At 66.1% G+C, this 25,838-nt stretch carries 18 protein-coding genes; 9 read left to right on the top strand and 9 right to left on the bottom strand.

Going from position 1 to position 25,838, the window contains the following annotated elements; all coding sequences use genetic code 11:
• Positions 1 to 97: 97 nt before the first annotated feature.
• Positions 98 to 5,233 carry a beta strand repeat-containing protein gene (locus tag BLR51_RS17425; protein ID WP_165616864.1) on the bottom strand — a complete coding sequence of 1,712 codons (5,136 nt, stop codon included), beginning with the start codon at positions 5,231 to 5,233 and terminating at the stop codon, positions 98 to 100.
• 910 nt (positions 5,234 to 6,143) lie between these two features.
• Between BLR51_RS17425 and BLR51_RS17420 the strand changes: the two genes are divergently transcribed.
• The gene (locus tag BLR51_RS17420) at positions 6,144 to 6,821 is read left to right on the top strand and encodes a sugar transferase (RefSeq protein WP_242656769.1); all 678 of its coding nucleotides are present in this window, start codon (positions 6,144 to 6,146) and stop codon (positions 6,819 to 6,821) included.
• Between the two features lie 21 nt (positions 6,822 to 6,842).
• Here the strand turns inward: BLR51_RS17420 and BLR51_RS17415 are convergent, their stop codons facing one another.
• Together BLR51_RS17415 and BLR51_RS17410 are read right to left on the bottom strand one after the other, a co-directional pair.
• Positions 6,843 to 7,604 carry a metallophosphoesterase family protein gene (locus BLR51_RS17415; protein ID WP_089849367.1) on the bottom strand — a complete coding sequence of 254 codons (762 nt, stop codon included), beginning with the start codon at positions 7,602 to 7,604 and terminating at the stop codon, positions 6,843 to 6,845.
• A 59-nt stretch (positions 7,605 to 7,663) separates the two neighbouring features.
• Positions 7,664 to 9,037, bottom strand: a complete 1,374-nt coding sequence (locus BLR51_RS17410) for a polysaccharide biosynthesis/export family protein (RefSeq protein ID WP_242656768.1) — start codon at positions 9,035 to 9,037, stop codon at positions 7,664 to 7,666.
• A 340-nt stretch (positions 9,038 to 9,377) separates the two neighbouring features.
• On the opposite strand from BLR51_RS17410, the gene BLR51_RS17405 reads away from it, so the two are divergent.
• From BLR51_RS17405 to BLR51_RS17390, 4 genes are read left to right on the top strand one after another with little or no spacing between them, the layout of a single operon-like run.
• Positions 9,378 to 10,238, top strand: coding sequence for a SapC family protein (locus tag BLR51_RS17405; RefSeq protein WP_089849365.1), 861 nt, complete (start codon positions 9,378 to 9,380; stop codon positions 10,236 to 10,238).
• Positions 10,235 to 11,587, top strand: a complete 1,353-nt coding sequence (locus BLR51_RS17400; protein WP_089849363.1) for a TolC family protein — start codon at positions 10,235 to 10,237, stop codon at positions 11,585 to 11,587. Before BLR51_RS17405 ends, BLR51_RS17400 begins: the two co-directional genes overlap by 4 nt.
• The gene (locus BLR51_RS17395) at positions 11,584 to 13,728 is read left to right on the top strand and encodes a type I secretion system permease/ATPase (RefSeq protein WP_089849361.1); all 2,145 of its coding nucleotides are present in this window, start codon (positions 11,584 to 11,586) and stop codon (positions 13,726 to 13,728) included. The genes BLR51_RS17400 and BLR51_RS17395 overlap by 4 nt, the downstream gene beginning before the upstream one ends.
• The gene (locus tag BLR51_RS17390; protein ID WP_089849359.1) at positions 13,725 to 15,041 is read left to right on the top strand and encodes an HlyD family type I secretion periplasmic adaptor subunit; all 1,317 of its coding nucleotides are present in this window, start codon (positions 13,725 to 13,727) and stop codon (positions 15,039 to 15,041) included. Before BLR51_RS17395 ends, BLR51_RS17390 begins: the two co-directional genes overlap by 4 nt.
• 85 nt (positions 15,042 to 15,126) lie before the next feature.
• On the opposite strand, the gene BLR51_RS17385 is transcribed toward BLR51_RS17390, so the two are convergent.
• From BLR51_RS17385 to BLR51_RS17375, 3 genes are all read right to left on the bottom strand, one after another.
• Positions 15,127 to 16,218, bottom strand: coding sequence for a DUF2793 domain-containing protein (locus tag BLR51_RS17385; protein ID WP_089849358.1), 1,092 nt, complete (start codon positions 16,216 to 16,218; stop codon positions 15,127 to 15,129).
• Positions 16,219 to 16,359: 141 nt separating this feature from the next.
• Positions 16,360 to 17,397 carry a ParB/RepB/Spo0J family partition protein gene (locus tag BLR51_RS17380; RefSeq protein WP_089849356.1) on the bottom strand — a complete coding sequence of 346 codons (1,038 nt, stop codon included), beginning with the start codon at positions 17,395 to 17,397 and terminating at the stop codon, positions 16,360 to 16,362.
• Between the two features lie 68 nt (positions 17,398 to 17,465).
• On the bottom strand, positions 17,466 to 18,848 hold the full coding sequence (locus BLR51_RS17375) for an AAA family ATPase (RefSeq protein ID WP_089849354.1): 1,383 nt from the start codon (positions 18,846 to 18,848) through the stop codon (positions 17,466 to 17,468).
• 450 nt (positions 18,849 to 19,298) lie between these two features.
• On the opposite strand from BLR51_RS17375, the gene BLR51_RS17370 reads away from it, so the two are divergent.
• The 4 genes from BLR51_RS17370 (at position 19,299) to rfbA (ending at position 23,015) form a co-directional block, all read left to right on the top strand.
• Positions 19,299 to 20,324: a replication initiator protein A gene (locus tag BLR51_RS17370; protein ID WP_089849352.1), complete on the top strand. Its 1,026-nt coding sequence runs from the start codon at positions 19,299 to 19,301 to the stop codon at positions 20,322 to 20,324.
• Between the two features lie 106 nt (positions 20,325 to 20,430).
• Positions 20,431 to 20,994, top strand: coding sequence for a dTDP-4-dehydrorhamnose 3,5-epimerase (gene rfbC / locus BLR51_RS17365; RefSeq protein WP_089849349.1), 564 nt, complete (start codon positions 20,431 to 20,433; stop codon positions 20,992 to 20,994).
• A 4-nt stretch (positions 20,995 to 20,998) separates the two neighbouring features.
• The gene (gene rfbB, locus BLR51_RS17360) at positions 20,999 to 22,048 is read left to right on the top strand and encodes a dTDP-glucose 4,6-dehydratase (protein ID WP_089849348.1); all 1,050 of its coding nucleotides are present in this window, start codon (positions 20,999 to 21,001) and stop codon (positions 22,046 to 22,048) included.
• An 85-nt stretch (positions 22,049 to 22,133) separates the two neighbouring features.
• Complete coding sequence (rfbA, locus tag BLR51_RS17355; protein WP_089849346.1) at positions 22,134 to 23,015, top strand: glucose-1-phosphate thymidylyltransferase RfbA; 882 nt, start codon at positions 22,134 to 22,136, stop codon at positions 23,013 to 23,015.
• Between the two features lie 96 nt (positions 23,016 to 23,111).
• On the opposite strand, the gene kdsA is transcribed toward rfbA, so the two are convergent.
• From kdsA to BLR51_RS17340, 3 genes are read right to left on the bottom strand one after another with little or no spacing between them, the layout of a single operon-like run.
• Complete coding sequence (kdsA, locus tag BLR51_RS17350) at positions 23,112 to 23,936, bottom strand: 3-deoxy-8-phosphooctulonate synthase (RefSeq protein WP_089849344.1); 825 nt, start codon at positions 23,934 to 23,936, stop codon at positions 23,112 to 23,114.
• On the bottom strand, positions 23,933 to 24,727 hold the full coding sequence (locus BLR51_RS17345) for a 3-deoxy-manno-octulosonate cytidylyltransferase (RefSeq protein WP_089849341.1): 795 nt from the start codon (positions 24,725 to 24,727) through the stop codon (positions 23,933 to 23,935). Before BLR51_RS17345 ends, kdsA begins: the two co-directional genes overlap by 4 nt.
• Positions 24,727 to 25,710 (bottom strand): KpsF/GutQ family sugar-phosphate isomerase, encoded by a 984-nt coding sequence (locus tag BLR51_RS17340; protein WP_242656767.1) that lies wholly within the window; start codon positions 25,708 to 25,710, stop codon positions 24,727 to 24,729. Before BLR51_RS17340 ends, BLR51_RS17345 begins: the two co-directional genes overlap by 1 nt.
• Positions 25,711 to 25,838 lie beyond the last annotated feature (128 nt).

Here is a 25,838-nt window from a genome sequence, read left to right as displayed (position 1 = left end):
GAGACCAAGAAGGGACCGGGAGGGAAGGGCCATGGATTTTCTTTCCTGCATGCGGAAACGCCAGCCAAGCTGGCGTTTCCGGGTCTTATAAGAAGGATCAGACTTCGGGCAACGAGAAGTTGTCCTCGGTCAGGCTGCCCAGATCGAGCCCCGGCAGGAAGGCGACCTGCTGGGTGGCACCGCCCACTTCGACCGCATAAAGACCGGGTTCGGCCTCTTCGGTATCCGCGACCACATAGAAGCGGTCGCCGGTCTCCGCGCCCTCCAGCGAGCCGAGGAAGTCGGCGAGCGATCCCTGCAGCTCGTTGGTATAGACCAGCAGCCCGGTCTCTTCATCAAGGCTGTCGCCTTCGCCGGTCATGATCTGGATTTCCGACCCCGACAGCAGCGCCGGATCGATCCCGGTGATCAGGATCTGGTCGCTGCTTCCGGGCACCGACCCGCCGGTGAAGTTGAGGATCGTGTCCACATCCCCGGCAGCCGGAGTGCCATCCACCGCAACGAAGTCGCTGCCCCCCCCGCGAAGGTCGACGGTGTCGGCGCCGCCATTGCCGAAGATCAGCTGTGTGCCGGCCATGTCGGTGATCGAATTGGCGGCATCATCGCCCAGAACCAGCGGCACGGTGATTTCCGTATCGCCGTTCTGCACCACGATGAAGACATCCTGGGTGTCCAGATCGAGCTGCGAGGCATCATAGCTCTGGTCGAGCTCGTTGAAGAGCATGTCCAGCGCCGCCTGCCCGGTCCAGCCGGTAAAGTCGTTGCCCTGCTCCATGATCGCAGCCGTCAGCTGGCCGGTCTCTGCGGTCTCACCGACCACATAGACCCCGATCATGGTCCGGTCGCCCAGATCCGCGTTGAAGCCGTTGCCCTCGATCAGGACATTGCCGCTCAGCGCCCCGGCAAGGCTGATGCCCGACAGCGCGCCCAGATAGGAGGAGAGCGGCACCTCGAGATCGGCCAGACCGTCGAGGATCGCCGCAGAGGAGTCCTCCGTCCAGGTCAGCGGGTTCTCGGAGATTTCCAGCCCGGCGACATTGCCCTGCACGAAGATCAGCGAGCCCAGATCCCGTGCGGAATAGACCTGATCGGCCGCCGCGGTGATGACGTTGCCGGTGATCAGGACCCCGGAGGCCTGGCTGCCATCGCCCACCGAGACCGAAACCGCCCCCATGAAGCCCGACTGCCCCCGGCCCGCACCCAGCACGCCATTGGGATCGGCGTTCACGAAGTCGCGGAAGATGTTGCCCGAGATGGTGATGTTGTCGAAGCTGTAGCCCGCCTCCTCGCCGAAGATCTGGATGCCGCCGCTGTTATACTGGCCGTCATTGCCGGTGATGGTGACACCGTCATTGTCGCCCTTCAGCTCCAGCCAGAAGTTGCGCCCGAAGAACTCCGCGCTGTCATCCCCGTAGCCATAACCGTAACCATAGCCGCCGGAATTTCCCAGCTCCTCGGCCAGACCGTCGAAATCGGCCCCCCCCGCATGCAGGCCGTGGTAGAAGAAGTTGCCCTCCACCTCGGTGCCGGTCAGCGAGGACAGGTAGAGATGGCCCGCACCCGGGCGCCAGAACATGTTCTCGGAGATGCTGGAGTCAGCCAGACCGCTGAGATACATCGACCCGCCATTGCCGTTGGCCACGCCGCCGATCAGGTTGTTGCTGATCTCCCAGCCCGAGGCTGCGGCCGGGCCGGTATAGCTGCCCGGGGCCGCGTCGGAATTGGCGTTGAAGCTCGGCGCCCCGTCCGCGTCATAGCCGAAGAGGATGGAGTTGGTCAGGGTGAAGTTGTCGAGCGCGCCCGGCATGGTGTCGAGCAGCGCCTCGTCCCAGGTGATGGGCTGGCTGTCGTTTTCCAGCACCACACCGTCCAGCGTCACGCCGGCTGCGGCGATGGTGACCGTGCCGGTGATCTGGCTTTCCGCGCCGCGCGGGCTGTCCCCCGCCGCGATATCCGCCAGATCCTCGGGGCTGAACTTGGCGCTGTTGCCGGCCTGAACGCCCAGAAGCGTCAGCGGCTTGTCGATGGTCACCGCCTCGTCGAAGCTGCCTTCGGCCAGTTCCAGCGTGTCGCCTTCCGCCGCCGCCGCGATCGCTTCGGCCAGCGAGCCATAGCCGATGTTCTGGCTGGTGTTCACCACCACCGGCACCGTCACGCCCTCGACCGTGCCCGAGCCGCTGTTGCCGACATTGTCGGCATAGTCATAGCTGACCTCCAGAGCGCTGCCCGGCGCAAAGCCGGTCACCGCGATCGTCGTCGTTCCCGCCCCTGCGCCGGTGAAGACATAGTCGGTGCTGGTGGTGCCGTCGCTGACCGTCATGGTGCCGGTCACATCCTCGGCAAGGCCGGTGATGCCGAAGGTCAGGGCCGGACTGTCGCCCTGCACGTCGATCGGCGCCGCCTCGCTGCCGTCCAGCAGAGAAATGCTGACCGGATCAAGGACGGTATCAAGCTCGATGCTGCCGGAGGTGCCCGCCTGAGCCTGAGCTCCGCCAACGGTCACAACCGCGTCCACGGTCAGCGTGCCATCGGTCAGGCCGGTGACATCGACCTGAGCCGAGAAGCTGCCATCGTCATTGACCGCGATGCCGGTCAGCACGATGTCCTCGGTGCCGGCATCCTCGTCGGAGATGACCAGATCGACCAGACCGCCAGTGGCATTGGTGGTGGTGCCGAAGATCGCCGCGGTGGCGGCGGTGGCGGCCGAGATGTCCACAAGGTCAAGCTGGATCGTCGGCAGCTCGCCATCGGGATCGGCCACGCCGGTCACGTTGATTTTCAGCGTCTGCGTGGCGAAACGGCCATCCTCAAGCTGCACCGTGTAGGTGAAGTTGTCGGTGACCACGACCCCTTCGGGGATGGGCTCGGCATTTTCGCCGCCCACCTGATAGAGATAGTCGCCGCCCTTGGTCACCACCAGCGAGCCGTAATAGCCCGTGGCCAGCGTGGCGGTGATCTCATTGATCACATCGCCACCCTCGGCCACATTGCCAAGCTTGGTAAAGTCGTCCAGCGCCACGGTGCCAAGCGCATTGCCTTCGGCATCGCTCAGCTCGATGTTCCGCACCGTCATGATCGAGTCGACGATGGAGTCGCGCACATCGGTGACGCCGATGGCGATGGTGAAGGTGCCCGCTTCCTCGAACGTGTATTCAAAGGCGCCAGTGCGGGTGGCCGTGACCAGCTGACCCGCCTGATTGTAAAGCACCGGACCCTTCAGATCCCGCACATCCATCGTGCCGTCATTATCTTCGCCGCGCAGCACGACCCCTGACTGTTCCGCAGCCGATCCGCCCGACACGGCCTTGACCGCGAAGAAGCTGTAATCGTTGTAGGGCAGGTAGTCGAAGGACCCGAAGTCGTAATCGAAGGTGATGGTCTCTCCGGCCTCGACGGTGATTTCCTTGACGATGGCAGAACCGCGGGTCGGGTTGCCGCTGGGGCGACCGACGGGGAAGTTGCCCTCAAGGCCGATCGCGTCGGCGATGGTGCCGATCGGCACGGTCACACCAGTATTGGTCGCCCAGTCAGCCGTGCTGATCACATAGGTTTCCGAGGAACCTTCCCCGGCAGCTCCTTCCTCCAGCTCGGTGCCGTTCACCGAGAAGATCGCTGTGGAGGCGGGCAGGGCCGTGCCATCGGCCAGTTGGTCGTTTTCCAGCACGTTGCCCTTGACCAGCGCGGCCTGACCTTCGGTGGCCGACGCCGAGTCTCCAGCAAGGCGGATGCCCAGAAGCGTCTCGTTGACCGTCTCGGACACTTCTTCATCAGTCTCGTCGAGGGCCGCGTCCAACTGCTCCTTCAGCGCCTCTTCCAGCGCCGCAGCATCAGCCCCATTCGCGACGTCAAGATTTTCGAAGATGTCCTCGACATCCTGTGCCGAGTTGCCCAGCACATCGGCGGTGCGGGTGGAGCTGTCGGCCTGCGCATCGGTCAGGAGGCCATCCGTACGCAGCTGTTCGATGGTCTGCTGGAGGGCCTCCTCAGCCGACGCTCCGCCAGCGATCGCATCAATCAGGTTCTGGGCTGCGGCATCGGTGTCCAGCGCGGGGTTCAGCGCCCCGGCCATCACCACGCCCGACACCGCTTCGGTCACCTCGGCCAGCGACAGGCCTGCGGACATCTTTTCGATGACATTGACGGCATCCAGGAAGGCCTTTGCAGCCACCTGCTGCACCTCGGCCGCGTTGATCGCGCCGCCGGTGGCGGCGGCAGTCAGCGCCGCCTTCACGACAGAGGTCATGACGGTGGCTGCAGCCGACATCTTCTGCGCGGCATCCCGGACCGCCGGATCAGGGTCGGAGAGGGCGCTGAAGAAATCGAAACTCGCCAGATCCAGATCGGCAGGCAGACCAAAAATCTCCTTGATCTGCTCATCCGGCAGGCCGGCCGCCATCAGCGTGGAGATCGGCGAGATCACCTGATCCCCGTCAGCGCCAGTATCGTCGGCCTGCAGCACCTGATCGAAGATGTTGTCGGTGACCACATCGCGGGTGACCACATCTTCGAACTGACCGGCAAAGGCTTCGTCCCAACCATATTGCGCGATGGCATCGGCGACAGGTGCCGGAAGAATGATGAACTTGGCTCCGGCCACCGGCTCATAGGTCACGTTGAGCGCGCCGTTGCCATCGGTCATGCCCAGATATTCCATCTGGTCGGGGGCGCCATCAAGATCGGCATCGTAAAACACCAGCGCGTTTTCCAGCGGCGCATCAACGACGCGCAGGGTCTTGGAGACGCTGACGGGCGGCTCTTCGCCGCCACCACCGCCGCCGCCGCCACCGCTGCCCGCGATGAGACCAACGGCCAGCAGACCGCCCACCGCCGCGCCAATACCGCCAAGCTCTCCCGCAGCAGCGCCTTCGGCTCCGGGAGCCGCCGCCAGGGCCTCGATCTGTGTCGCGGCGGGCGCGCTGATCATCACCTGCCCATCAGCGGTGGAGACCACATTCGCGGCCGTCACAAGCGCCTTCGTGCCGTTGGCCAGCGTGATTTCGATCGAGCCGTCCGGCAGCACCTTGTAGCTGGTTACCCCGGCCAGGTCCGAGATCGAGACCGGGCCAGACGCGGTTTGAGCATGCGCGGCAAGGGGCAGCATGAGCAGCGTACCCGCCAGCGTGGTCAGCGCCGTGGCTTTTCTCTCGTTGATGCGCTTGAGGATCTGATGAATTTTGCTCTGATCAAGTAGCATGTCCGGGCGGGGAGCAGTCGGGGTTCTGGGCATGGTCATACTCAATTTTCTGAATAAAAGGGACAGGGATACAACCTGAATAGTCCGCTGGAGTCTGCACGTCAATTAATGGATGGCTCTTGACCTCCGGAAAACTTTGACCGCTCAGGACTGCAGCGCGCGCTAAAGTTGTAACCGGAGATGCGCCGGGGTCTTGCACATGAAAGGCAAAACAGGCATGTTACCCTAGGTTAGGTTTGCTAATGCATTGTTTTCAAAAGAACCTTGTGGCGACAGATTCTTCTGGAATCTGTAATTTCCTCATTCAGCCCCGCCTGAGGAATGCCAGCTTTCTTGGCAAGTGATCAGTTTAAGCGGTCGTGTGTCATCCGAATAACACAATCTAACTGCCTAATTTCCTGGCTCAGGAGAATGCCGGTTCCCTCCGTATCCTGCTGCAAACCAGCAGCCTCCGAACAGCTTCATGACGAAAATATGTCAGGAAGATAAAGTCAAGAATCTGGCGGTCTTTTTGTTAACACTTTTTCCATTCTGAAAAGATGGGAAAGTGATTAAATAAGATGTGGCCGGGACACAAAAAACCGAAGCACGTCTATCGCTAAAGGCTGACCAAGTATCTTGGCGCCGTCCCCGGAAAGCCTTGTTTCAGATCAGGCTCCCGAAGCATCTCTGGGCTGTCGTCACTGTGTTACCGGAGAGGATGGCCCAAGATCCAAACCGCCAAGATAGCTCGACAGATGTCGAGCTTAATCGCATGTAATCACTTTATAAACTTCGGGTGCGCAATCCAAGCCACACAAAGCTGCTCAGGATTTAACCAAGCCTTGTTGCACCGCAGAAAAACTCCACCCACCGCCCCACACAGAATTGACTTGGCGGAATGGCTGCAGTATCGCTCCAGAAAATAGTTAAGATTCTGCTAATTTCCGCCGAATAATTGGAGGTTGAGATGTTCGACCAGACTGCGGTTCCTGTTAACGAGTATGCCCGTTACTCTCGTTTCGAAAGCCGTTTCGGCCGGAAGTCGACCCAGCAGCCCATGTTCTTCATGGTGAAGCGCGCTTTCGACATCGTTCTCTGTATCGCCATGCTGCCGCTGCTGGGCCTGTTCATGCTGGCACTTCTCCTGCTCAACCCCTTCATGAACCAGGGAAAACTCTTCTTTGTTCAGACCCGGATGGGCCGGCACTGCAAGCCCTTCCGGGCGATCAAGTTCCGCACCATGCGCGACGCCTCGGCGGTCGCGGCCAAGCGCACCGCAAACTGCCCGCTGGAAGTCGACCGCATCACCAAGCTTGGCCGCTATCTGCGCAAGTGCCGGATCGACGAGCTGCCGCAGATTCTGAACGTGCTGCGCGGGGACATGAGCTTGATCGGGCCGCGTCCGGATTACTATGACCACGCCCTGCATTTCCTCGAAGAGGTGCGCGGCTACCGCGAGAGGCACCTTGTCCGCCCCGGGATCAGCGGGCTCGCGCAGACCGAGCTCGGCTATATCGAGGGGGTCGAGGCCACCCGACGCAAGGTGCGTGCCGATCTCTACTACATCACCAATGCTGGTTTCCGGCTGGAAGCCTGGATCATCTGGCGCACCCTGTCGGTGGTGTTCCGCTTCGCCGGCGCCTGATCCGCAGGCAGCGGACCCGGCTTACAGGTTTGTCAGGAACGTGACGCCGTCCATGGAGACATGGGCGGCGCTCAGCCGTCCAGTGGCATAGGCTCCAGTATCGGTGGCGATGCGGCCCGCCACGACCTGCGGCTCCGGCACGATAGTATGGCCATGCACCACCCAGAGCCCGTCCCGCCGGGGCGTCTTCTCGAACTCCGGATGGCCCCACATCAGAACGGACGGCCGCTGCGCCGCCAGAGGCAGCGCGGGATCCAGTCCGGCATGGACCACCACGACATTTCCCGACTGCCAAGACAGCGGCAGGCCCGCCAGCCAGTCGAGCAGATCCGGCCCCATCGCATCTGCCAGCTTGTCGCGCAACACTCTATGAGAAGCCTGCCCCGGGCGGTGACCGATGCCATAGCTGGCGAGGGTCTGGAGCCCGCCATGACGCAGCCAAAACTCCCCCCCCTCCTCGGGGTTTTCAAGAAAATCCAGGCACATCTGCTCGTGATTACCTTTCAGGCAAACAAAATCCTCGCCAAATTCTTTGGCGAGGGCCCATAGCCGCGTCAGGGCCTGCGCCGACTGCTCGCCCCGGTCCATGTAATCGCCGAGGCAGATGACAGGCGGAACCTGGGGCAGGCTTTCGATCTTTGAGAGCAAGGCTTCGAGAGCGGGCAGGCTGCCATGGATGTCGCCGATGGCGCAGAAGGGCCTATCGGGGGCAAGGGGGGCGTCGAATGCTGGCTTCGCTTGGCCCGAACCCTTGGCTCTGAACAGGTGGCTGAGAATCTTCATGTGCCCCCTATATCGGGGACACATGGCCTAGGCGAGGGGCCTTGCAGCCCATTGAACGGTCAAAGAGCGCTTCGTGCAGCAGAGTTTATCAATGTCGGGAAAAGCTGCTGCAGGGCGCGGTTCCACTGCGTGATCGGCTGCTCTTCAATGAAGATCACGTCGTTGGGACGCAGTTGGAAGCGAGTTGCCAAGATCATGTCAGCGGCATTGCGGGCATTGAGATGATAGGCAGTGATTGCGCCCACAACTTCAGGCCGGGAAGATCCGCGCAGCACATAGATCTGGCTCGGATCACCCGTCGTGTTGCTAAACCCGCCTGCATCATAGAGCGCATCGGCCAGCGTCGCATGCTGGTTGAAAGGCAGTGCGAACCGGCTCTGAGCCTTCACCTCGCCGGACAGGTAGACGTAATCCCGCTCGACTGCCCCCAACTCGTCCTGAAGCTGGAACAGTTGACGACGCTCGCTCAATGCGTCCCGGCGTAAGGTGATTTCATCTACGAGCACGTCTAGGGCAGAAGACCGCACCTCGTTGCGCAGGGTGATGACGTCGATCTGCGCCTGATAGAATTCCATGGCGCGGTCGAGATCGTAGCTGGTATCGACAAAGACCGCATCACCATTAAGCAACACCTTCTGCTGCAGATCGGAGCGCTGCAGATAGGTTTCCACAGGCATCTGATAGAGTGTGCCGCCCCGGTAGACTCGGATCGAGGCGAATTCCACGTCCCGCACCGTCATCCCACCCGCCGCGGTCAGCGCCTCGGCGAGGGTCAGCCGGTTGGGCGTGATCGGCAGCAGGGCAGGTGTTCCCACGGCACCGCCCACGGTGATCTTCTGCGAGTTGAACTCTGCCACTTCGAGGCTGAAGCTCGGGTTGATCTGGTTTTCCACGAGGACCTGGAAAATCTGGTCCTCGGCCTGTTGCAGGGTACGGCCTTCAACCTGCACGGCGCCGATCTCGGGAATGGCGATGCTGCCGTCATCGCGCACCGTATAGCCCTGACGCTGGTTCTGCGCCGCCAGAAGCCCGGAAAGCTGTTCCACCGTATCGCCCGCGCTGCGGGTCGCCAGCAGCAGGACATCGCCCACGCCGATGCGATAAGGTTGGGGCTGGACATCGGGCAGCGGCCGCAATTCCAACACGCGGCGGTTTTCATCGGGAAGATAGGGCATGGCGGGCAGCGCCCCCGGCCCCATCAGCCCTGAGCCCGTTCCGGCGGTGGCGAAGAATTCGGCGGGCAGCTGCCGAGGCGTGTATTTTGCGGCATTGGCGAGCACGACCGTTTCCGCATCCAGCGGCACCACCGTGACCGGCGCGCCTGCGGCGCGTTCCCTGACCGACGGGCTGTTATAGGAAACGCCGCAGCCCGCAGCGAGGCCCAGCAGAGCCAGTGTGGCGATCCTAGCAAAGGTCATCATATCGAAAGGCACTGAAATCCTCGCGTTCTAAAAATGGTCCAATTGACTGAGAGGATCGGACCGGATCAGCCTGACCCCTGTTTACTATGTCCGCTCCTGCGACACGACCTTGCCGCGTTCCCTGAGCCGGACAATCAAATTCGATCGCGCCAAATCTGCAACAATCCGGCATTTCCGCTTCACATTGCGTAGAACAGGACATCATTTCCGGCAAGAGCTTGCAGTATGCCTGCGTCCTGCAGGAAGACCGGGATCCGTGCAAGACCGGACTTGAACTCTGCAGACAGGACCGTCAGGCTCGGGCGCATAAGAGTGACGAAGTTGTTTTCATGGCCATATTTGGGACCGCGACATGAGCACGCCCACACAGATCATGTCTCTGGCAGACCATCTTGCCCGGACGGGCCAGCCGGTTGAAGCCGAGACCAGCCCGGCGCTGTCCTGGACGCCCTTTGCCTCCTACGGCTTTGCCCGGGATTTTCTGTCGGTCCCGGTCGTGCTGGCCGAACTGCACCAGACCGCCTGCGCCATGCCGATCCTCTTCGCCTCCCATGGCGGAGCGCTCTATCCCGCCGCCCTGCTCCGGCTGCAGGACGAGGCCGATACCCGCGTGATCACCGAGACCGGCGACTGGAGCGGCATCTATGTGCCGGGGCAGCTGCGCGCCCATCCCTTTGCCTGCGCGCTCGCGCCGGATTTCCGCATCCTCCGCGATCCCGGCAGCCCCTGTTTCGGCCCGGGCACCGCCGCGCCGCGGCGGGCCTTCGACGGCACCGGCGCCCCGACCCCGGATTTCACCAGGCTGCAGGCCTTCCTGCAGGCCTGGCATCTCTCGCTGCGCCAGACGCTGCGCGCCGGAGCCGCCATTGCCAAGGCCGCGCTGCTGCGGCCCGCGCAGAGCCTGCCCGCCTTTGCCGATCCCTGTTTCGCGCCCTACCGGGTCGTCGATCCGCCGGCCCTGTCGCGGCTGGGACAGGCGCGCAAGCTCGCCCTGCTGGACACGGGCGCGATGGAGCTTCTGCATGCGCATCTGACCTCGCTCGAGACCGTGCCGCATCTGCGGCGGCTGGCCCGGGCCCTGCGCGCGGGCCCCCGGCAGACCGGGGCGCAGAGCCCGTCGCCCGACGGTCTCGGGGGCTTTCTCGACGCCATGACGCTCGCCTATGAGCAAGACAGCGCAACCTCACCTTACTCAACCTCCGAGGGATCATGACCAGCTGGCACGGTATCATCTGCATCGCGGCGTCGGTAATCGCTCTGGGGGGATGCGCGGACCGCGCCCCGCAGCAGGACGCCGCCCCCGTGGCTCCCGCCGCCACAGCCTCCCCCCCGCCCGCGCCGCCCGCCGCCCGTCTGGCGCCGGATCTTGGACGCAGCGCCTTTGGCGCCTCGGTGGCCCGCGCGGTGCTGACCAGCCCCGACGTGCGCATCGCCACCTCCGAGATCGGCTCGGCCCGGGCCGAGCTGGTCGCGGCCAAGGGCGCCTTCCGCCCGGAATTCTCCACCGGGCTCGACCTGCAGTCGCGCTATTCCTCGCGCAGCGACAGCACCAACAGCAGCACCAGCCCCTATGTGCGGGTGAGCCAGCTGATCTATGACGGTGGCGTGGCCCGCAACCAGCGCACCGCCGCCACCGCCGGGGTCTGGCAGGCGCGCGACGCGCGGCTGGTGCAGGCCGCAGGCGCCGCCATGGCGGCGGTCGAGGCGCATGTGGGCGTGCTGGCCGCGCAGGAGGTTCTGGCGCTGACCCAGCAGAATCTCGACACCCATCGCGATTACATGACCCAGATCGAGGAGCGCCGCAGCGTCGGCGCGGGGCTCGAATCCGACGTGCTGACCATCCGCAGCCGTCTGGCCGATGCCGAGACCCGCGCCGCCGATGCCGAGGCCGGGCTGGATCAGGCCCGCGCCATCTATGCCGAGGTCTTCGACACCGACCCCTCCGCCCTCAGCGCCCCGCCCCGCGCCCCCGCGCTGGACTGGAGCACCGAGCGCACCATCGCGGCCAGCCCGCGGATGCGCAGCCTCGAAGGCCAGATCGAGGCCGCCGAGGCGCGGCTGCGGGCGGTGCGCGCCCAGCAGACCCCCCGGGTCGAACTGGGCAGCACGGCGCTGCGCGGCGATCGCGGCGGGGCGGATGTGGTTTTCGATATCTCGGTCGACTACACCTTCGACACCCGCCAGCAGTCCAGCGCCGCCATCGACCGGGCCGAGGCCGAACTGGACGGGCTGCGCTACGAGAAGGACCGGCTGGGCCGCGACATCCGCCGCGCGCTGGATTTCCTCGCCTCGGACCGCACCGCCGGGGAACGCCGCCTGACCGCCGCCCGCGCCGCCGTGGAGGCGAGCGAGGCCAATGTCGCCGCCGCCCGCGACGAATTCTCCATCGGGCGCCGCTCGCTGCTCGAGGTGCTGGACGCGCAGCGCGAATTTCTCGAAGCGCAGCGCACGCTGGTCGATGCCCGCCGGGAACGGCTGCTCACGGGCTATCAGGCGCTGGCCCTGACCGGCGACATCCTTGACGCCTTCGGCATCGCGCTCGAACCCGTGGTGCTGCCATGACCACGCCCGCCGCCCTGACCGAGGCGCCGCAGCGGCCGCTTTCGGCGCTGGAGGCCTGCCTTTTGCATGTCACCTCCGAACTCGACCGGCCGATCACCCATGCCGCGCTCTATTCGGCGGTCTCCGATCCGGAGGGCTACCTCACCATTCCCGACGCGCTGCAGGTGGCGGAACGGGCGGGGCTGCAGGCGGCCTTTGGCGCGCATCCGCTGAAGCGCTTCGATGACAGCCTGACCCCGGCGATCCTGTTTCTGGAAAATGACCGCGCGGTGGTGCTGCACCGGGTGCGGGGCAAGACCTGCATCGTCTATGATCCCGATCTGGGCGAGCGTCCCGGCGAGATCGCCCGCGACCGGCTGGCGGCGGGCTATACCGGCCATGCCCTGCTGCTGCGCGCCGATTACCGCGAGGATCTGGCGCGCACCCGCCCGGCGCGCGGGCACTGGTTCTGGTCCTCGCTCGCCGCGAACCGCTGGTCCTATGCGCAGGTGATCCTTGCGGCGGTGCTGACCTCGGTGCTGGGCCTGTCCACCTCGATCTTCACCATGGTGGTCTATGACCGCATCCTGCCGAACGAGGCGACGGAATCGCTGATCGCGCTGACGATCGGCATCGGCATCGCGCTGGTCTTCGACTTTCTCATCAAGACCCTGCGAGCGGGCTTCATCGACCGGGCCGGGGAAAAGGCCGATCTGATGATGGGGCGGCGCATCTTCGACCAACTTCTGGATCTGCAGCTGGCGGCCCGGCGCGGCAGCACCGGGGCCATGGCCAGCACCCTGCGCGAATTCGAGACGCTGCGCGACTTCTTCACCTCCGCCAGCCTCGTGGCGCTGGTCGACCTGCCCTTCATCCTGCTGTTCATCTTCGTCATCCACCTGATCGGCGGGCCTCTGGCGCTGATCCCCGCCATCGCGGTGCCGCTGGTGCTGGTGGTGGGGCTGGCGGTGCAGCCTTTTCTGGGCCGGCTCGCCGAGCGCAGCCAGCTGGACGGGCAGTCCAAGCAGAGCGTGCTGGTCGAGACCATCACCGGGCTGGAGACGATCAAGGCCAGCGGCGCGGCGCGCTTCATGCGCGCCCGCTGGGAGGAGGCCATCTCCAAACAGGCCCGGCACGGCGGCCAGAGCCGCGCCATCACCCAGTTCGCCCTGAACGCCACCGCCTTCACCCAGCAGGCGGCGCAGGTGATGATCATCTTCTACGGGGTGTTCCTGATCTCCGAAGGCGTGACCTCGATGGGGGCGCTCATCGCCAGCGTGATCCTGACCGGGCGCTGTCTGGCGCCGCTGGCGCAGCTGGCCCAGACCCTGACCCGGCTCAATCAGGCCCGCAGCTCGTTCCGCTCGCTCAACGCGCTGATGCGCGCCGACAGCGAGCGCCCGGATGACCGCAGCTGGATCTCCCGCCCGGTGCTGCATGGCGAGATCACCTTCGAGGAGGTGCGCTTCACCTATCCCGGCCAGCTCGTGGAGACGCTGAAAGGCGTGTCCTTCACCATCCAGCCCGGCGAGAAGGTCGCGATCCTCGGCCGGATCGGCTCGGGCAAGAGCACCGTGGCGCGGATGCTGCTCGGGCTCTACCAGCCCGCCTCGGGGGCGGTGCGGGTGGACGGGGTGGACATCCGCCAGATCGATCCGGGCGACCTGCGCCGCAATATCGGCGCGGTGCTGCAGGATGTCTGGCTGTTCACCGGGACGCTGCGCGACAATATCGCCATCGGCGGCATCCGGCCCTCGGATGCCGAGATCCTCAAGGCCTCTCAGATCGCCGGGGTCGAAGATTTTGTCGCCCGCCACCCCGCCGGCTATGACATGCCGCTTGGCGAGAAGGGCGAGGGCCTGTCGGGCGGCCAGAAACAGGCGATCAGCCTTGCCCGCGCGCTGGTGGGCGATCCGCCGATCCTGCTGCTGGACGAGCCGACCAGCGCCATGGACGTGCAGAAGGAGGCCGAGGTCATCCAGAACCTGCGCAGCCGCATGAAGGACAGCACGATGATCATCGTCACCCACCGCACCTCGCTGCTCGATCTGGTCGACCGGGTCATCGTGATCGGCGACGGCAAGGTGCAGGCCGACGGCCCCAAGAGCCTGTTGCAGCGCAACTCCGCCACCACACCCCGCGCCGTGGGGACCGGCGCATGAGCGGGCACCGGGATTTCGAGGCGCTGGCCCGGCAGATGAAGGGCCGGTCGCCCGCGCGCAACAGCCTGCTGCTGCTGCTGATCCTCGGCTTCATCGCCGCCGCCGTCCTCTGGGCGGCGCTGACCGAGATCGACGACGTCACCCGGGCGGACGGGCGCGTGGTGCCCTCGGGCGACGTGCAGATCATCGAGGCGGCGGAAAACGGTGTGCTGGAGGCGCTGCATGTCAGCGAGGGCGAGGTGGTGGCGGCCGATGCCCTGCTGATGGAACTGGACGGGATGCAGCTGACCGCGCAGCTCGATCAGGAACAGCAGCGCGCCTATGGGCTCATGGCCCGGATCGAGCGGCTGGAAACCGAGATCGCCGGCACGGAGGAAGGGCTGACCTTCGAGGAGTCGCTGGTGGCGCTGGCCCCGGAGGTGGTGAAGACCGAGGCCGCGCTCTATCAGGGGCGGCTCGATTCCCTCTCCACCGAGATCGCCATTCTGGAAAACCAGCGCGAGCAGCGCCAGCGCGAGCATGAGGAAGAACTGGTGGGTCTTGCCACCGCCGAGGAGACGCTGGCGGTCATGGCCGAGGAACGCGCCATGATGGAGCCGCTGGTGACGCGCGGCATCGAACCCCAGACCACGCTGCTGACCCTGCGCCGGAGCGAGGTGGAATGGGAGGGGCGCAAGGTGCGGGCCGAGGCGGCGATCGGGCGGTTCGCCTCGGTCATGGCCGAGATCGACGCGAAGATCGCGGCGCAGAAACGCAGCTACCGCGCCGATGCGCTCACCGATCTTGCGATCTCCACCGCCGAGCTTGCGGCGCTGAAACCCTCCCTGCCCGCCCTGCAGCAGCGCGCGGGCCGGGCCCAGATCCGCGCGCCGCTGCGCGGCGTGGTCAACCGCATCCACCGCACCACCCGCGGCAGCATGGCTCGGGCCGGCGAGCCGCTGCTGGAGATCGTGCCGCTTGACGACACACTGCTGGTCGAAGCCTATATCCAGCCCGATGACATCGCCTTTCTCTATCCCGGCCAGAAGGTGAAGGTGAAGATCACCGCCTATGATTTCGCGCGCTACGGCGCGCTGGACGGGGAGATCCTGCGCATCGGCGCCGACACGATCCAGCGCTCGGAACGCAATGACGAGGAGGTCTTCGTGGCCGAGATCCGCACGCAGAGCACGATCCTCGACGCGGCCGGAGAGACGGTGCAGATCATGCCCGGCATGATCGCCCAGGTCGATATCCTCGCCGGGCGCAAGACCGTGCTCGATTACATCATCAAGCCGGTGATCAAGGTCAAGGATCAGGCCTTCCGCGAGTAGAGGGCGTCTTCCGGATCCCGGAAACTTCCCGTCGCTGGCCCGGACGGCCAGCGACAGAAGGGCCGTCTGCGCGCGGGTGAGTCTCTCAGACCCACCGCCCGATCGCGCTGACCCGGACGTTGCGCACCTGCGCCGCCGGGTCGATCGGGGTGATGCCGGTCAGGTTCAGCACCACCGAGACGCCGCCGGATCCCTGTCGGCACAGGCCGAATTGCGACGCGGAACAGTTGATGTAGTCGGATCCCGAATTGGGCGCGGTCAGGCTGACGCTGCGCGTGCCGACAAAGGGCTGGGCAAAGGTCCATGTGCCGCCGACATTGTTATAGGCTCCGGCCAGCATGGTCAGGCTGTGGGTGCAGATCTGCGTGCCATCGGCAAGCCGCAGAAAGCTGCCATTGGCGGTGCTGCCCGACTGGATCGCGGCCCCGGTGGGCTGGCCGCCGCTCTGGCTGACCTCGCCCAGCAGGTTGCCGGGGCTGTAGCCGTAATCGGCGCGCATCAGCCGCCCCGGCGTCACGTCGCTGGCCGAGGCCTGCACCGCCGCGCCGCTGACATGGCCGGTGGCCCCGTCCACCGCCAGCGCCTCGATCCAGGCGCTGCCCTCGGCGCTGACCTTCAGCGCCCAGGCGTCGCTGCCCGAAAGCCCCATCTCGGCCCGGCCCGACCAGTTGGTCTGGAACAGCAGGCTTGCCGTGTCGGCGGGCGTGGCCTTGTTGACCTTCATCTGATGGCCCGCCCCGGCATGGCTGAAGAGCGACGCCTCGGCGGCCAGCGCCAGCCGGTTGACCGCATCATGCGCCGTGCCGATGCCCAGCCCCGGCAGCTGGTCCAGATCGGGCTGGCGGATTTCCCAGGCGCTGCCGGTCCAGACCACCTGCCGGCCTTCGGCGCGCACCTCGGCCCACCAGCCGGGGGCGGGCGGCACGAAGCGCCAGACCCCGCTGTCGAACACCGCCACCGCGCCCTCCTGCCCAGCCCAGTCCCCCACCGCCCCGGGCGCCACCAGATGGCGCTGGCCCTGCCCCGGCTCGGCGGGGGGCGCGGTGCGGCTGCGATCCTCCACCACCAGCTGCACCGCCGCCTCCAGCAGCAGCAGCGCCTCGTTCACGGTCACATGTTTCTGCGCCTGCGCGGGCTGCAGCAGCGGCAGGGCAAGGATGGGCGAGGTGTCGGGCATGGGGCTCTCCGCGGTCTGATCCGCGGGCAGGCTAGAGGCGCGGAGCTTGCCGGTTTCTTGCCGCCCCGCGCGCCGGAGGTGCCGCCGCCGCAACAGCGCCACCCAAGGCCCCGCCGCGAAACCTTTCGCATGCGAAAGGTTTCAGCGCCCGCGCGCGCGCAGCCAGGCCGAAAGATCGGCGATGAAGCCGCGATCCACCGCCTCCCCGCTCAGCACCACATGGCCGGCCCGCGCCTCCATGCGCACCGGCGGGGTGCGGGCGGGCACCGCCGCAGGCTGGGCCGGGCCGCGGCGGGCCCCCAGAAAGGCCTGCAGCCGCGCCGCCTCGTCTTCGGCATCGCGCGGCGGGCGCGCCTCCAGATCCGCGCGCAGGGCTTCCGCCTGTCCCTCCGCCTCCAGCGCCTTCGACAGCGCCAGCCCCAGCCGCTCGGTCAGAGCGGCGGGATGGCGCAGCGCCCCGTCCAGCGCCTGCACCACGGGCAGGAAGGATTTGATCTTGGACCGCCGCGCATAAGAGGCCGAGGCAAAGAGCGTCTGCAGCGCCTGTTTCTCGGTCTCGAACACCTCCGCCTCCAGCGCGCGCAGCACGATGCGGGCGCGTTCGTAATGCGAAAGATCGGCGCGGATCTCGTTTTCCTCGACCATGGCCACATAGCTTGCGGCCAGATCCTGCGGCTGGCGCAGCAGCGCCAGCACCTGCGCAAACCGCGCCTCGCCGGTCTCTGCCGCAAGCTGGCGCAGCGCCAGCAGCCGCCGCCAGCCGGAGATCAGCCCGTAGCGCGGACCCTGCCCCCCGGGCAGCGCCATCACCTCGATGGGCGTCTGCTGGCCGCGGGCGCGCAGGCTCTGCTTCAGCGCCTCAAAAGCCTCGGGCTCCACCCCCAGCCGGTCGCGCATCAGATGCTCGGCCTCGATCTGCTCCAGCGGCAGGGCGCGGATCATCCGGCCCTCGGCCTCGGCCCGGGCCAGAATGCCGGTCATCTCCGACAGCGCCGCCTCGGTGGCGGCGGCCCCCGCCACCTGCGCGATGGGCGGGCGCAGCGGGCTGAGCGGCCCGCCCTGCCCCGGCGCTGGGGCTGCCGCCCCCGGTGCTGTCTGTGCGGGCACGGCGCCCGGCTGCGGATCCGGTTCCGCCCCGAACCCGGCCTGCGCGGGTGTCAGCCGTCTGCGTTTTGCCATGACCCCGGTCCTTTCCCTGTGCTGGTCCGGCGCGGGCCCGCGCCGGAAGATGGAGATGCGCCGCGGCCTCAGCCTTCGGCCCGCGCCAGATCCTCGCGCCGCCAGATGCCGACCAGCAGCCGCTTGAAGGCGGCATAGGTCTCGTCGAAGGTCTGCCGCCCGCGGGCATAGGTCTCGCGGTTGAAATCGCGGTAATCGGCCTCGTAGATGCCCGCCACCTGTTCGCCCGCCTGCCCGATCAGCGCGGTGAAATCCTGCCGGTGCGGGCTCAGCACCGGACCCAGATAGGCCTGCATCAGGGCGGCCAGTTCCGCCTGCTGGTTGCCGTCATACCGGGTGATGACCGCGCGCACCGCATCCCATTCAAAGGCGAGCCCCTCGCGCCCCAGCGCGCGGGCCGCCATGTTCTCCGCCTCTTCGATAGAGGCGAAGGTGGAATGCAGCATGTCGAAAAACCGCCCCGTGCTGTCAAATTCCAGAAACGAGGCCCCGAGCGGCACCAGCAGGATATCCGCCGCCGCCAGCCCGTTGATGGTCAGATATCCCAGCGCGGGCGGCGTATCGAGAAAGATCAGGTCATACTGGTCAAGGATGCCATCCGCTTCGAGACTTTCCGACAGCGCATCCCAGAGCTTCCAGCTGCGCCCCTGCATCCGCCAGACCGGGATCTGGAATTCCGCCCAGTAAAGGTTCAGCTGCGCGCCGATCAGGTCGATATTGGGCCAGTGGGTTTTCTGCACCAGCGCGCCCGCCTCCAGCTTCAGCGCCTCCGACAGCGTGTCGTCCAGCGGCAGCGGGCTGTCGCCGCGATCCACCCGGGCGCGGTTCTCGGCCTGCTGGTGGCGGGCGTAATGGCGGGCGAGCAGCGGGAAGACCGTTGCCCATTCATCCGCCACGCGCCCCCCGAAGATCGAGGTCATCGAGCCCTGGCTGTCGAGATCGATGACCAGCACCCTGTAGCCATCAAGGGCGGCCGACATGGCCAGATGCGCGCAGGTCGAGGTCTTGCCCACCCCGCCCTTGAAATTCGCCACCGCCACGATCTTGGCGGGCAGGCCCTCGGGGCGGTAGGGGCGGTATTCCTTGGCCCGGGATCCTTCCGCCGCGAAATGCGCGCGCAGCCGCAGCACCTCGTCAAGCGTGAACCAGCGCGCCGCCCCTTCCGAGGCGGCACGCCCCTGGGGCAGGTCGGGATGCTGGCGCAGCACCCGGCGGAAATGCGCAGGCGCCACCGGGATCAGGTAGCGGGTGATTTCCCATGTGGAGAAGAGCCGCAGCTCCTTGCGGCCCTCGGGGTTGAGCCCGCGCCCGGCCAGATCGTCGCGCCCGCGTCCGCAGGCGGCGGCGATCTCGGCAAAGCGCGCGCTGCCTGCGGGCGCGCCCAGATCGGCCAGCGCCTGATCGGGATCGATGTTGAAATAGGGGGGTAGGGTCAGGGTCTCGGGGGCCATGCCAGCGCCTCATGTATCGCGTTTTTTTTAGGATATCACAAAACGCGATACATGAAAGGATTTTGAGGACACCCACATAATTTCTTTGCAAAATCTATGGGTTGTCGGGGGGTGTCCGGGCGGGCCTGGCCTTGCCTGTGGCATATCCGTCGCGCGGGATCTGTTAAATTGGGTTAGTTATACGTTACAGGTCCCGGGCTTGTGGTGCAAACCCCTGTATTTCAAGCCGGATCGGCGCTGACGGGCGGCACAGGCGATTCCGAAACCACGCTCAAACGATTCCGATCCCCCGATGAGGTGACTCCAAAGCCACGTTCGCGGCGGTCTGCGCACTGGACGCGGGCTGTGGACAACTTTAGTCTGGGTGTCACTGAAACCACGATGCGCCAAGGCCGACAGCAGAGCGGCCGCGCAGCGACGATCCCCCGGGGCGGGGCAGAGGGCAGGCTGATGAGCGGGGTGATCCCGGCACGCGGCGGAGGGCGGGAGCCCGACCGCCAACCGACGGCGGATTTCTTCCTCTGCGACATCTTTGATGCCTCGCCGAAGGATGACATGGCGAGCATGGAGCATCCGCTGTTCAGCCTTGCCACCCGGCCCGACCGCCGCATCCTGAGCTATGACCATAACGGCACCCGCATCGAGGTGGTGCCTTCGGTCAAGGGGCTGGCGACGATCCATGACAAGGACATCCTGATCTACTGCATCAGCCAGCTGATGGCGGCGATGAATGCGGGCCGCAGCCTCAGCCGCACCCTGCATCTGCGCGCCCATGACCTGCTGGTGGCCACCAACCGCGAAACCTCTGGCGATGGCTACAAGCGCCTGCGCGAGGCTTTCGAGCGGCTGGCGGGCACGCGCATCACCACCAATTACGAAACCGGCGGCCATGAGGTGACCACCGGCTTCGGCCTGATCGAAAGCTGGCAGATCGTGCGCAAGTCGCGCGGCGGGCGCATGGTCAGCGTCGCGGTCACGCTCAGCGAATGGCTGTGGCGCGCGGTGCTGTCGAAATCGGTGCTGACGCTCAGCCGCGAGTATTTCCAGCTGCGCAAGCCGCTGGAGCGGCGCATCTACGAGCTGATCCGCAAACATTGCGGCCGCCAGCCCGCATGGCGCGTCTCGGTGGAGGTGCTGCACAAGAAATCCGGATCCGCCTCGCCGCGCCGGGTGTTCCGCCGCATGCTGCGCGACATGATCGCCGCTGATCTTCTGCCCGATTACCACCTCTCCGAGGAGCCGGGCGACGTGATCCGCGCCAGCCCCCGCGCCAGCATGGTGGAGCCCCCCGTCCAGAGCCCGCGCCCGCAGCTGGCCGCAGCCACGCTGGAGGCCGCGCGCGCCACAGCCCCCGGCGCCGATGTCTATGCGCTGCAGGCGGAATGGGAGGCGATGTGGCGCCGCTCCGGCAGCCCGGTGCTGCGCAGCCCCGACCGCGCCTTTCTGGGCTGGCTGGCCCGCCGCGGCGAGGGCTGATCCTCGCGGGATCCCGCGCGCGCCGGGGGCTGCTGGTGACAGGCCGGGGGCCGGATGCTAAGAGCCGGACAGCATTCATCATCCGGATTGAAAGGCGTTTGCGCCCATGCAGATCGAAGAGACCGGGCTTGACGGCGTCAGGCTCATTACCCCCCGACGCTTTGGCGATCACCGCGGCTTCTTTTCCGAAAGCTGGTCGCGCAAGGCGCTGGCGGATCACGGCATCAGCATCGATTTCGTGCAGGACAACCATTCGCTGTCGATGACGCCGGGCACGGTGCGCGGCCTGCATTTTCAGGCGCCGCCCCGCGCGCAGGACAAGCTGGTGCGCTGCGGGCGCGGCGCGCTCTTCGATGTGGCGGTGGACATCCGCCGCGGCAGCCCGACCTATGGCAGATGGGTGGGCTATGAGCTGAGCTTCGAAAATGGCCGCCAGCTGCTGGTGCCCGCAGGCTTTGCCCATGGCTTCATGACCCTGCTGCCCGAGACCGAGATCGTCTACAAATGCTCCGACACCTATGCGCCGGAAACCGAAGGCGCGCTGCTGTGGAACGACCCCGGGATCGGCATCGACTGGCCGCTGTCGGGGATCGAGCCGGTGATTTCCGCCAAGGATGCCGAGGCGGGCGGCATCGCCGGGTTTGACAGCCCTTTCGCATGGAAAGACTGACAGCATGAAGATCCTTGTGACCGGCGGCGCCGGGTTTATCGGTTCGGCGGTGGTGCGGCTTGCCATCGCGCGCGGCCATCAGGTGGTCAATCTGGACGCGCTGACCTATGCGGCCTGTCTCGACAATGTGGCGCCGGTGGCCGACAGCCCCGATTACGCCTTCGAGCAAGCCGATATCCGCGACCGCGCGGCGCTTGACCGCATCCTCGCGCAGCACCGCCCCGAGGCCATCCTGCATCTGGCGGCGGAATCCCATGTCGACCGGTCGATCGACGGGCCGGGCACCTTCATCGACACCAACATCACCGGCACCTACACCCTGCTGGAGGCGGCGCGGAGCTACTGGCAGGCCGAAGGCCGCCCCGCGGCTTTCCGCTTTCACCACATCTCCACCGACGAGGTCTTCGGCTCGCTGCCCGCCGATCCGGCGGTGAAATTCACCGAGACCACGCCTTACGATCCGCGCTCGCCCTATTCGGCGTCGAAGGCCGGATCGGACCATCTGGTCCGCGCCTGGCACGAGACCTATGGCCTGCCGGTGGTGCTGACCAACTGCTCCAACAATTACGGTCCCTATCATTTCCCCGAAAAGCTGGTGCCGGTCATCATCCTCAACGCGCTGGCCGGAAAGCCGCTGCCGATCTATGGCGACGGCTCCAACATCCGCGACTGGCTTTACGTGGAGGATCACGCCGACGCGCTGCTGCTGGTGGTGCAGAAGGGCGCGGTCGGGCGCAGCTACAATATCGGCGGCGAGAACGAGCGCAGCAATCTTGACCTGGTGCGCACGCTCTGCGCCATCCTCGACGATCTGCGCCCCAAGGCCAGCGGCAGCTATGCCGACCAGATCACCTTCGTGACCGACCGTCCGGGCCATGACGCGCGCTATGCCATCGACCCGACCCGCATCCGCGAGGAACTGGGCTGGCGGCCTTCGGTCACGGTGGAAGAAGGCCTGCGTCGCACGGTGCAGTGGTATCTCGACAATCCCGCCTGGTGGCAGGCGCTGCAGTCGCGCCACGGCGTGGGCGAACGGCTGGGCGTCACCGCATGACACCCGGACCTTGCGCAAACCTTTCGCATGCGAAAGGTTTGGCAGACGGCGCTGCGTAAGGGTTTACACAAGGAGTCTGGTGACGATGACACGACGCAAGGGCATCATTCTGGCAGGCGGCTCCGGCACGCGGCTCTATCCGATCACGCAGGGCGTGTCGAAACAGCTGCTGCCGGTCTATGACAAGCCGATGATCTATTACCCGCTGACCGCGCTGATGCTGGCGGGCCTGCGCGAGATCGCGGTGATCACCACGCCGCAGGACCGCGACCAGTTCCAGCGCACGCTGGGCGATGGCAGCCAGTGGGGGCTGGATCTGACCTATATCGAACAGCCCTCGCCGGATGGTCTGGCGCAGGCCTATCTGCTGGCCGAAGACTTCCTTGACGGCGCGGCCTCGGCCATGGTGCTGGGCGACAACATCTTCTTCGGCCATGGCCTGCCCGACCTTCTGGCCGAGGCCGGGGCGCAGGACACCGGCGGCACGGTCTTTGGCTATCACGTCGCCGATCCCGAACGCTATGGTGTGGTGGATTTCGACCTTGCGGGCAATGCCCGCGCCATCATCGAAAAGCCCGAGGTGCCGCCCTCCTCCTATGCCGTCACCGGGCTCTATTTCCTCGACGGAACCGCCCCGGACCGCGCCCGCAAGGTGCAGCCCTCGCCGCGCGGCGAGCTGGAGATCACCAGCCTGCTGGAAAGCTACCTGCTCGACGGAACCCTGACGGTCAAACGCATGGGCCGCGGCTATGCCTGGCTTGATACCGGCACGCATGGCTCGCTGCTCGATGCGGGGAATTTTGTGCGCACGCTCACCGAACGGCAGGGCCAGCAGGTGGGCAGCCCGGACGAGGTCGCCTTCCAGATGGGCTGGCTTTCCGCCGAGCAGCTGACCGAACGCGCACGGCGGTTTTCCAAGAACAGCTATGGCGCCTATCTGCTGGCGCTGGCCGAAGGCCGCACCTGAAACGGGAGCGGATCTTTCGCATGCGAAAGATCTGTCACTCCTGCTCCCTTCGCCAGAAGGCCCGCTTGGCGCAGGTCTTCTGGCTGCCCCCCGCGGTCAGGCGGTTTCCTTGGTGATGTCATCGATCCGGCGCAGGGTCTTCAGCAACGCGCCCAGCTCGTGCAGCGGCACCATGTTGGGCCCGTCCGAGGGCGAGCGCGCGGGCTCTTCATGCGTCTCGATGAACACCGCCGCACTGCCCACGGCGACAGCGGCGCGGGCGAGGGCTGGCACGAACTGGCTCTGGCCATCCGAGGACGTGCCCTTGCCGCCGGGCAGCTGCACCGAATGGGTGGCGTCGAACACCACCGGATAGCCGGTTTCCGCCATGATCGGCAGCGACCGCATGTCCGACACCAGCATGTTGTAGCCAAAGCTTGCGCCACGTTCGCACAGCAGGATGCGCTCGTTGCCGGTGGAGGCGATCTTGTCGGCGACGTTCTTCATGTCCCAGGGCGCAAGAAACTGCCCCTTCTTCACGTTGATCGCGGCGCCGGTTTCGCCCGCAGCCAGCAGCAGGTCGGTCTGGCGCGACAGAAAGGCGGGGATCTGCAGGATGTCCACCGCCTGCGCCACGGGGGCGCATTGGCTGATCTCGTGGATGTCGGTCAGAACCGGGCAGCCGAATTCTGCGCCGATTTTCGAGAGGATGGTCAGGCCCTCGTCAATGCCCACGCCGCGCGTCCCCGACAGCGAGGAGCGGTTGGCCTTGTCGAAGCTGGCCTTGAAGATGAAGCGCGTGCCTGCCGCCTCGACAGCAGCGGCGATGGCCTCCGCAAGCATGCGGGCATGCTCCAGCGTCTCCAGCTGACAAGGTCCGCAGATCAGCGCGAGGGGGGCCGCGTTGCTGATCGCCACATCCTTGACTGTCACCGTTTTCATGCAAGTTCCTTTTGCAGCTCCGCCTCGATCAGCGGCACGTCGGTGGGATTGTTCAGCTCCCAGAACACCCGGCCGCGGGCATTCACCTCGACGCATTTCATCACCAGACCGTTTTCCAGAAACCGCAGCTGTTCCAGCCCTTCAAGCTGTTCCAGCGTGCCAACCGGCAGGTCGGGATAGGCAGCCAGCGCCTTGGCGCGGAAGGCATAGACGCCAACATGGTGAAACACCGGGATCGGTGCATCGGCGGCAAGCTGGTCGCAGAACGGGATGATTTCCTTGGAGAAGTAAAGCGCGTTCCAGTCCGTGCCGAAAACGGCGGTGGTGGCGCCGACACGGCCGGCGCGGCGGTCGTTCTTCAGCGATTGCAGCGTGGCGGCGTCACAGCGCAGCACCGGGGTGGCGGCGCTGAGCTCGGGGGCGCGGCGCATCGCCTCGATCAGATCGGCGACGAACCATGACGGGGTCAGCGGCGCGTCGCCCTGAAGGTTGACCACGATCTCGGCATCGGTGCCTAGGTTCCGCACCGCCTCGGCGCAGCGTTCGGTGCCGTTGCGGCAGCGGTCCGAGGTCAGCACCGTCTGGGCGCCGAAGCCTTCGGCGGCGGCGATGATGCGGTCGTCATCGGTGCAGACATAGACCTGGTCGCGCGGCAGCACGCGGCAGGCCACCTCCCAGCTGCGCTGGATCAGGGTCTTTTCGCCATCGGCGCCTTTCAGGCTGACCAGCGGCTTGCCGGGATAGCGGGTCGAGGCATAGCGGGCGGGAATGAGGATGATCGGTTCGGGCATCAGGCCACCTCGGCTCTCAGACAGTCGTGCAGATGAATCAGACCGACCAGGTTGTTGTTTTCGCCGACGACGCACAGCGCATTGACGCGAAGCGCATTCATCATGCCAAGGGCTTCCGAGGCAAGGGCCCCCGGGGCGATCACCTTCGGGGTGTAATTGACCACCTCGGACACCGCCTTGTCCAGAATGTTGCGGATGTTGCGCCGCAGGTCGCCATCGGTGACCACGGCCAGCAGCCGCCCGTCCTCGACCACCGCCGCGATGCCGAAGCCCTTGGAGGTCATCTCGAGGATCGCCTCCTCCATCGAGGCCGAAGGCGCCAGCACCGGCAGCGCAGCACCCTTGTGCATCAGGTGCTCCACCGTCAGCAGCTGCGCCCCCAGCTTGCCGCCGGGATGGAAGCCAAGGAAATCCTCGCGCTGGAACCCGCGTGCCTGCATCACCGCCACCGCCATCGCATCGCCGATGACAAGGCTGCAGGTGGTCGAGGTGGTGGGCGCCATGTGGATCGAACAGGCCTCTGGCATGTCCGGCAGCAGCAGCACCGCCGCCGCATGACGGGCCAGCGCGCTGTCGGCGCTTTTGGTGATGGCGATCATCGGGATGGCGCGGCGCGCGGCATAGGTCAGCACATCGGCCAGCTCCCGCGTCTCGCCGGAATTGGACAGCGCCAGCAGCACGTCGCCGGGCTGGATCATGCCCAGATCGCCATGGCTCGCCTCGCCGGGATGCACAAAATGCGCAGGAGTGCCGGTCGAGGACAGGGTGGCGGCGATCTTGCGCGCGATATGGCCGGATTTGCCCATGCCGCTGCAGATCACCCGCCCGCGGCAGTCAAAGATCAGCTGGCAGGCGGCGGCGATGGCCTGCGGATCCGCCAGGGCCAGCGCCTTTACCGCGTCGGCCTCCTTTGCCACCACCTCGGTGAACCGGGTCACGAACCCGTCAAGGACATGGCCCCCGATCTCTGCCGCATCATTCAAGGCGGAGTCTCCCCATCACATTTTCCGGCCCGATACCGCAGGCCCGGGCCCCTGCCCTGTCGCGGCCTGTCCCTGCGGGTGAAGCAGAGGCAGCGGTCTCTGGCAAGGGCAGGCACATCCGGGCCGCA

Source organism: Salipiger marinus (genome assembly GCF_900100085.1).
In the GTDB taxonomy this organism is placed as follows: Bacteria; Pseudomonadota; Alphaproteobacteria; order Rhodobacterales; family Rhodobacteraceae; genus Salipiger; species Salipiger marinus.
Note: the sequence above shows the minus strand (reverse complement) of the source record. Positions and strands in the feature narration are given on the sequence as shown.

What these genes read in the sequence shown, in the direction of transcription:
- BLR51_RS17425 (WP_165616864.1), bottom strand. Translation starts at nt 5,233, where the DNA reads ATGACCATGCCCAGAACCCCGACTGCTCCCCGCCCGGACATGCTACTT.
- BLR51_RS17420 (WP_242656769.1), top strand. Translation starts at nt 6,144, where the DNA reads ATGTTCGACCAGACTGCGGTTCCTGTTAACGAGTATGCCCGTTACTCT.
- BLR51_RS17415 (WP_089849367.1), bottom strand. Translation starts at nt 7,604, where the DNA reads ATGAAGATTCTCAGCCACCTGTTCAGAGCCAAGGGTTCGGGCCAAGCG.
- BLR51_RS17405 (WP_089849365.1), top strand. Translation starts at nt 9,378, where the DNA reads ATGAGCACGCCCACACAGATCATGTCTCTGGCAGACCATCTTGCCCGG.
- BLR51_RS17400 (WP_089849363.1), top strand. Translation starts at nt 10,235, where the DNA reads ATGACCAGCTGGCACGGTATCATCTGCATCGCGGCGTCGGTAATCGCT.
- BLR51_RS17395 (WP_089849361.1), top strand. Translation starts at nt 11,584, where the DNA reads ATGACCACGCCCGCCGCCCTGACCGAGGCGCCGCAGCGGCCGCTTTCG.
- BLR51_RS17390 (WP_089849359.1), top strand. Translation starts at nt 13,725, where the DNA reads ATGAGCGGGCACCGGGATTTCGAGGCGCTGGCCCGGCAGATGAAGGGC.
- BLR51_RS17385 (WP_089849358.1), bottom strand. Translation starts at nt 16,218, where the DNA reads ATGCCCGACACCTCGCCCATCCTTGCCCTGCCGCTGCTGCAGCCCGCG.
- BLR51_RS17380 (WP_089849356.1), bottom strand. Translation starts at nt 17,397, where the DNA reads ATGGCAAAACGCAGACGGCTGACACCCGCGCAGGCCGGGTTCGGGGCG.
- BLR51_RS17375 (WP_089849354.1), bottom strand. Translation starts at nt 18,848, where the DNA reads ATGGCCCCCGAGACCCTGACCCTACCCCCCTATTTCAACATCGATCCC.
- BLR51_RS17370 (WP_089849352.1), top strand. Translation starts at nt 19,299, where the DNA reads ATGAGCGGGGTGATCCCGGCACGCGGCGGAGGGCGGGAGCCCGACCGC.
- rfbC (WP_089849349.1), top strand. Translation starts at nt 20,431, where the DNA reads ATGCAGATCGAAGAGACCGGGCTTGACGGCGTCAGGCTCATTACCCCC.
- rfbB (WP_089849348.1), top strand. Translation starts at nt 20,999, where the DNA reads ATGAAGATCCTTGTGACCGGCGGCGCCGGGTTTATCGGTTCGGCGGTG.
- rfbA (WP_089849346.1), top strand. Translation starts at nt 22,134, where the DNA reads ATGACACGACGCAAGGGCATCATTCTGGCAGGCGGCTCCGGCACGCGG.
- kdsA (WP_089849344.1), bottom strand. Translation starts at nt 23,936, where the DNA reads ATGAAAACGGTGACAGTCAAGGATGTGGCGATCAGCAACGCGGCCCCC.
- BLR51_RS17345 (WP_089849341.1), bottom strand. Translation starts at nt 24,727, where the DNA reads ATGCCCGAACCGATCATCCTCATTCCCGCCCGCTATGCCTCGACCCGC.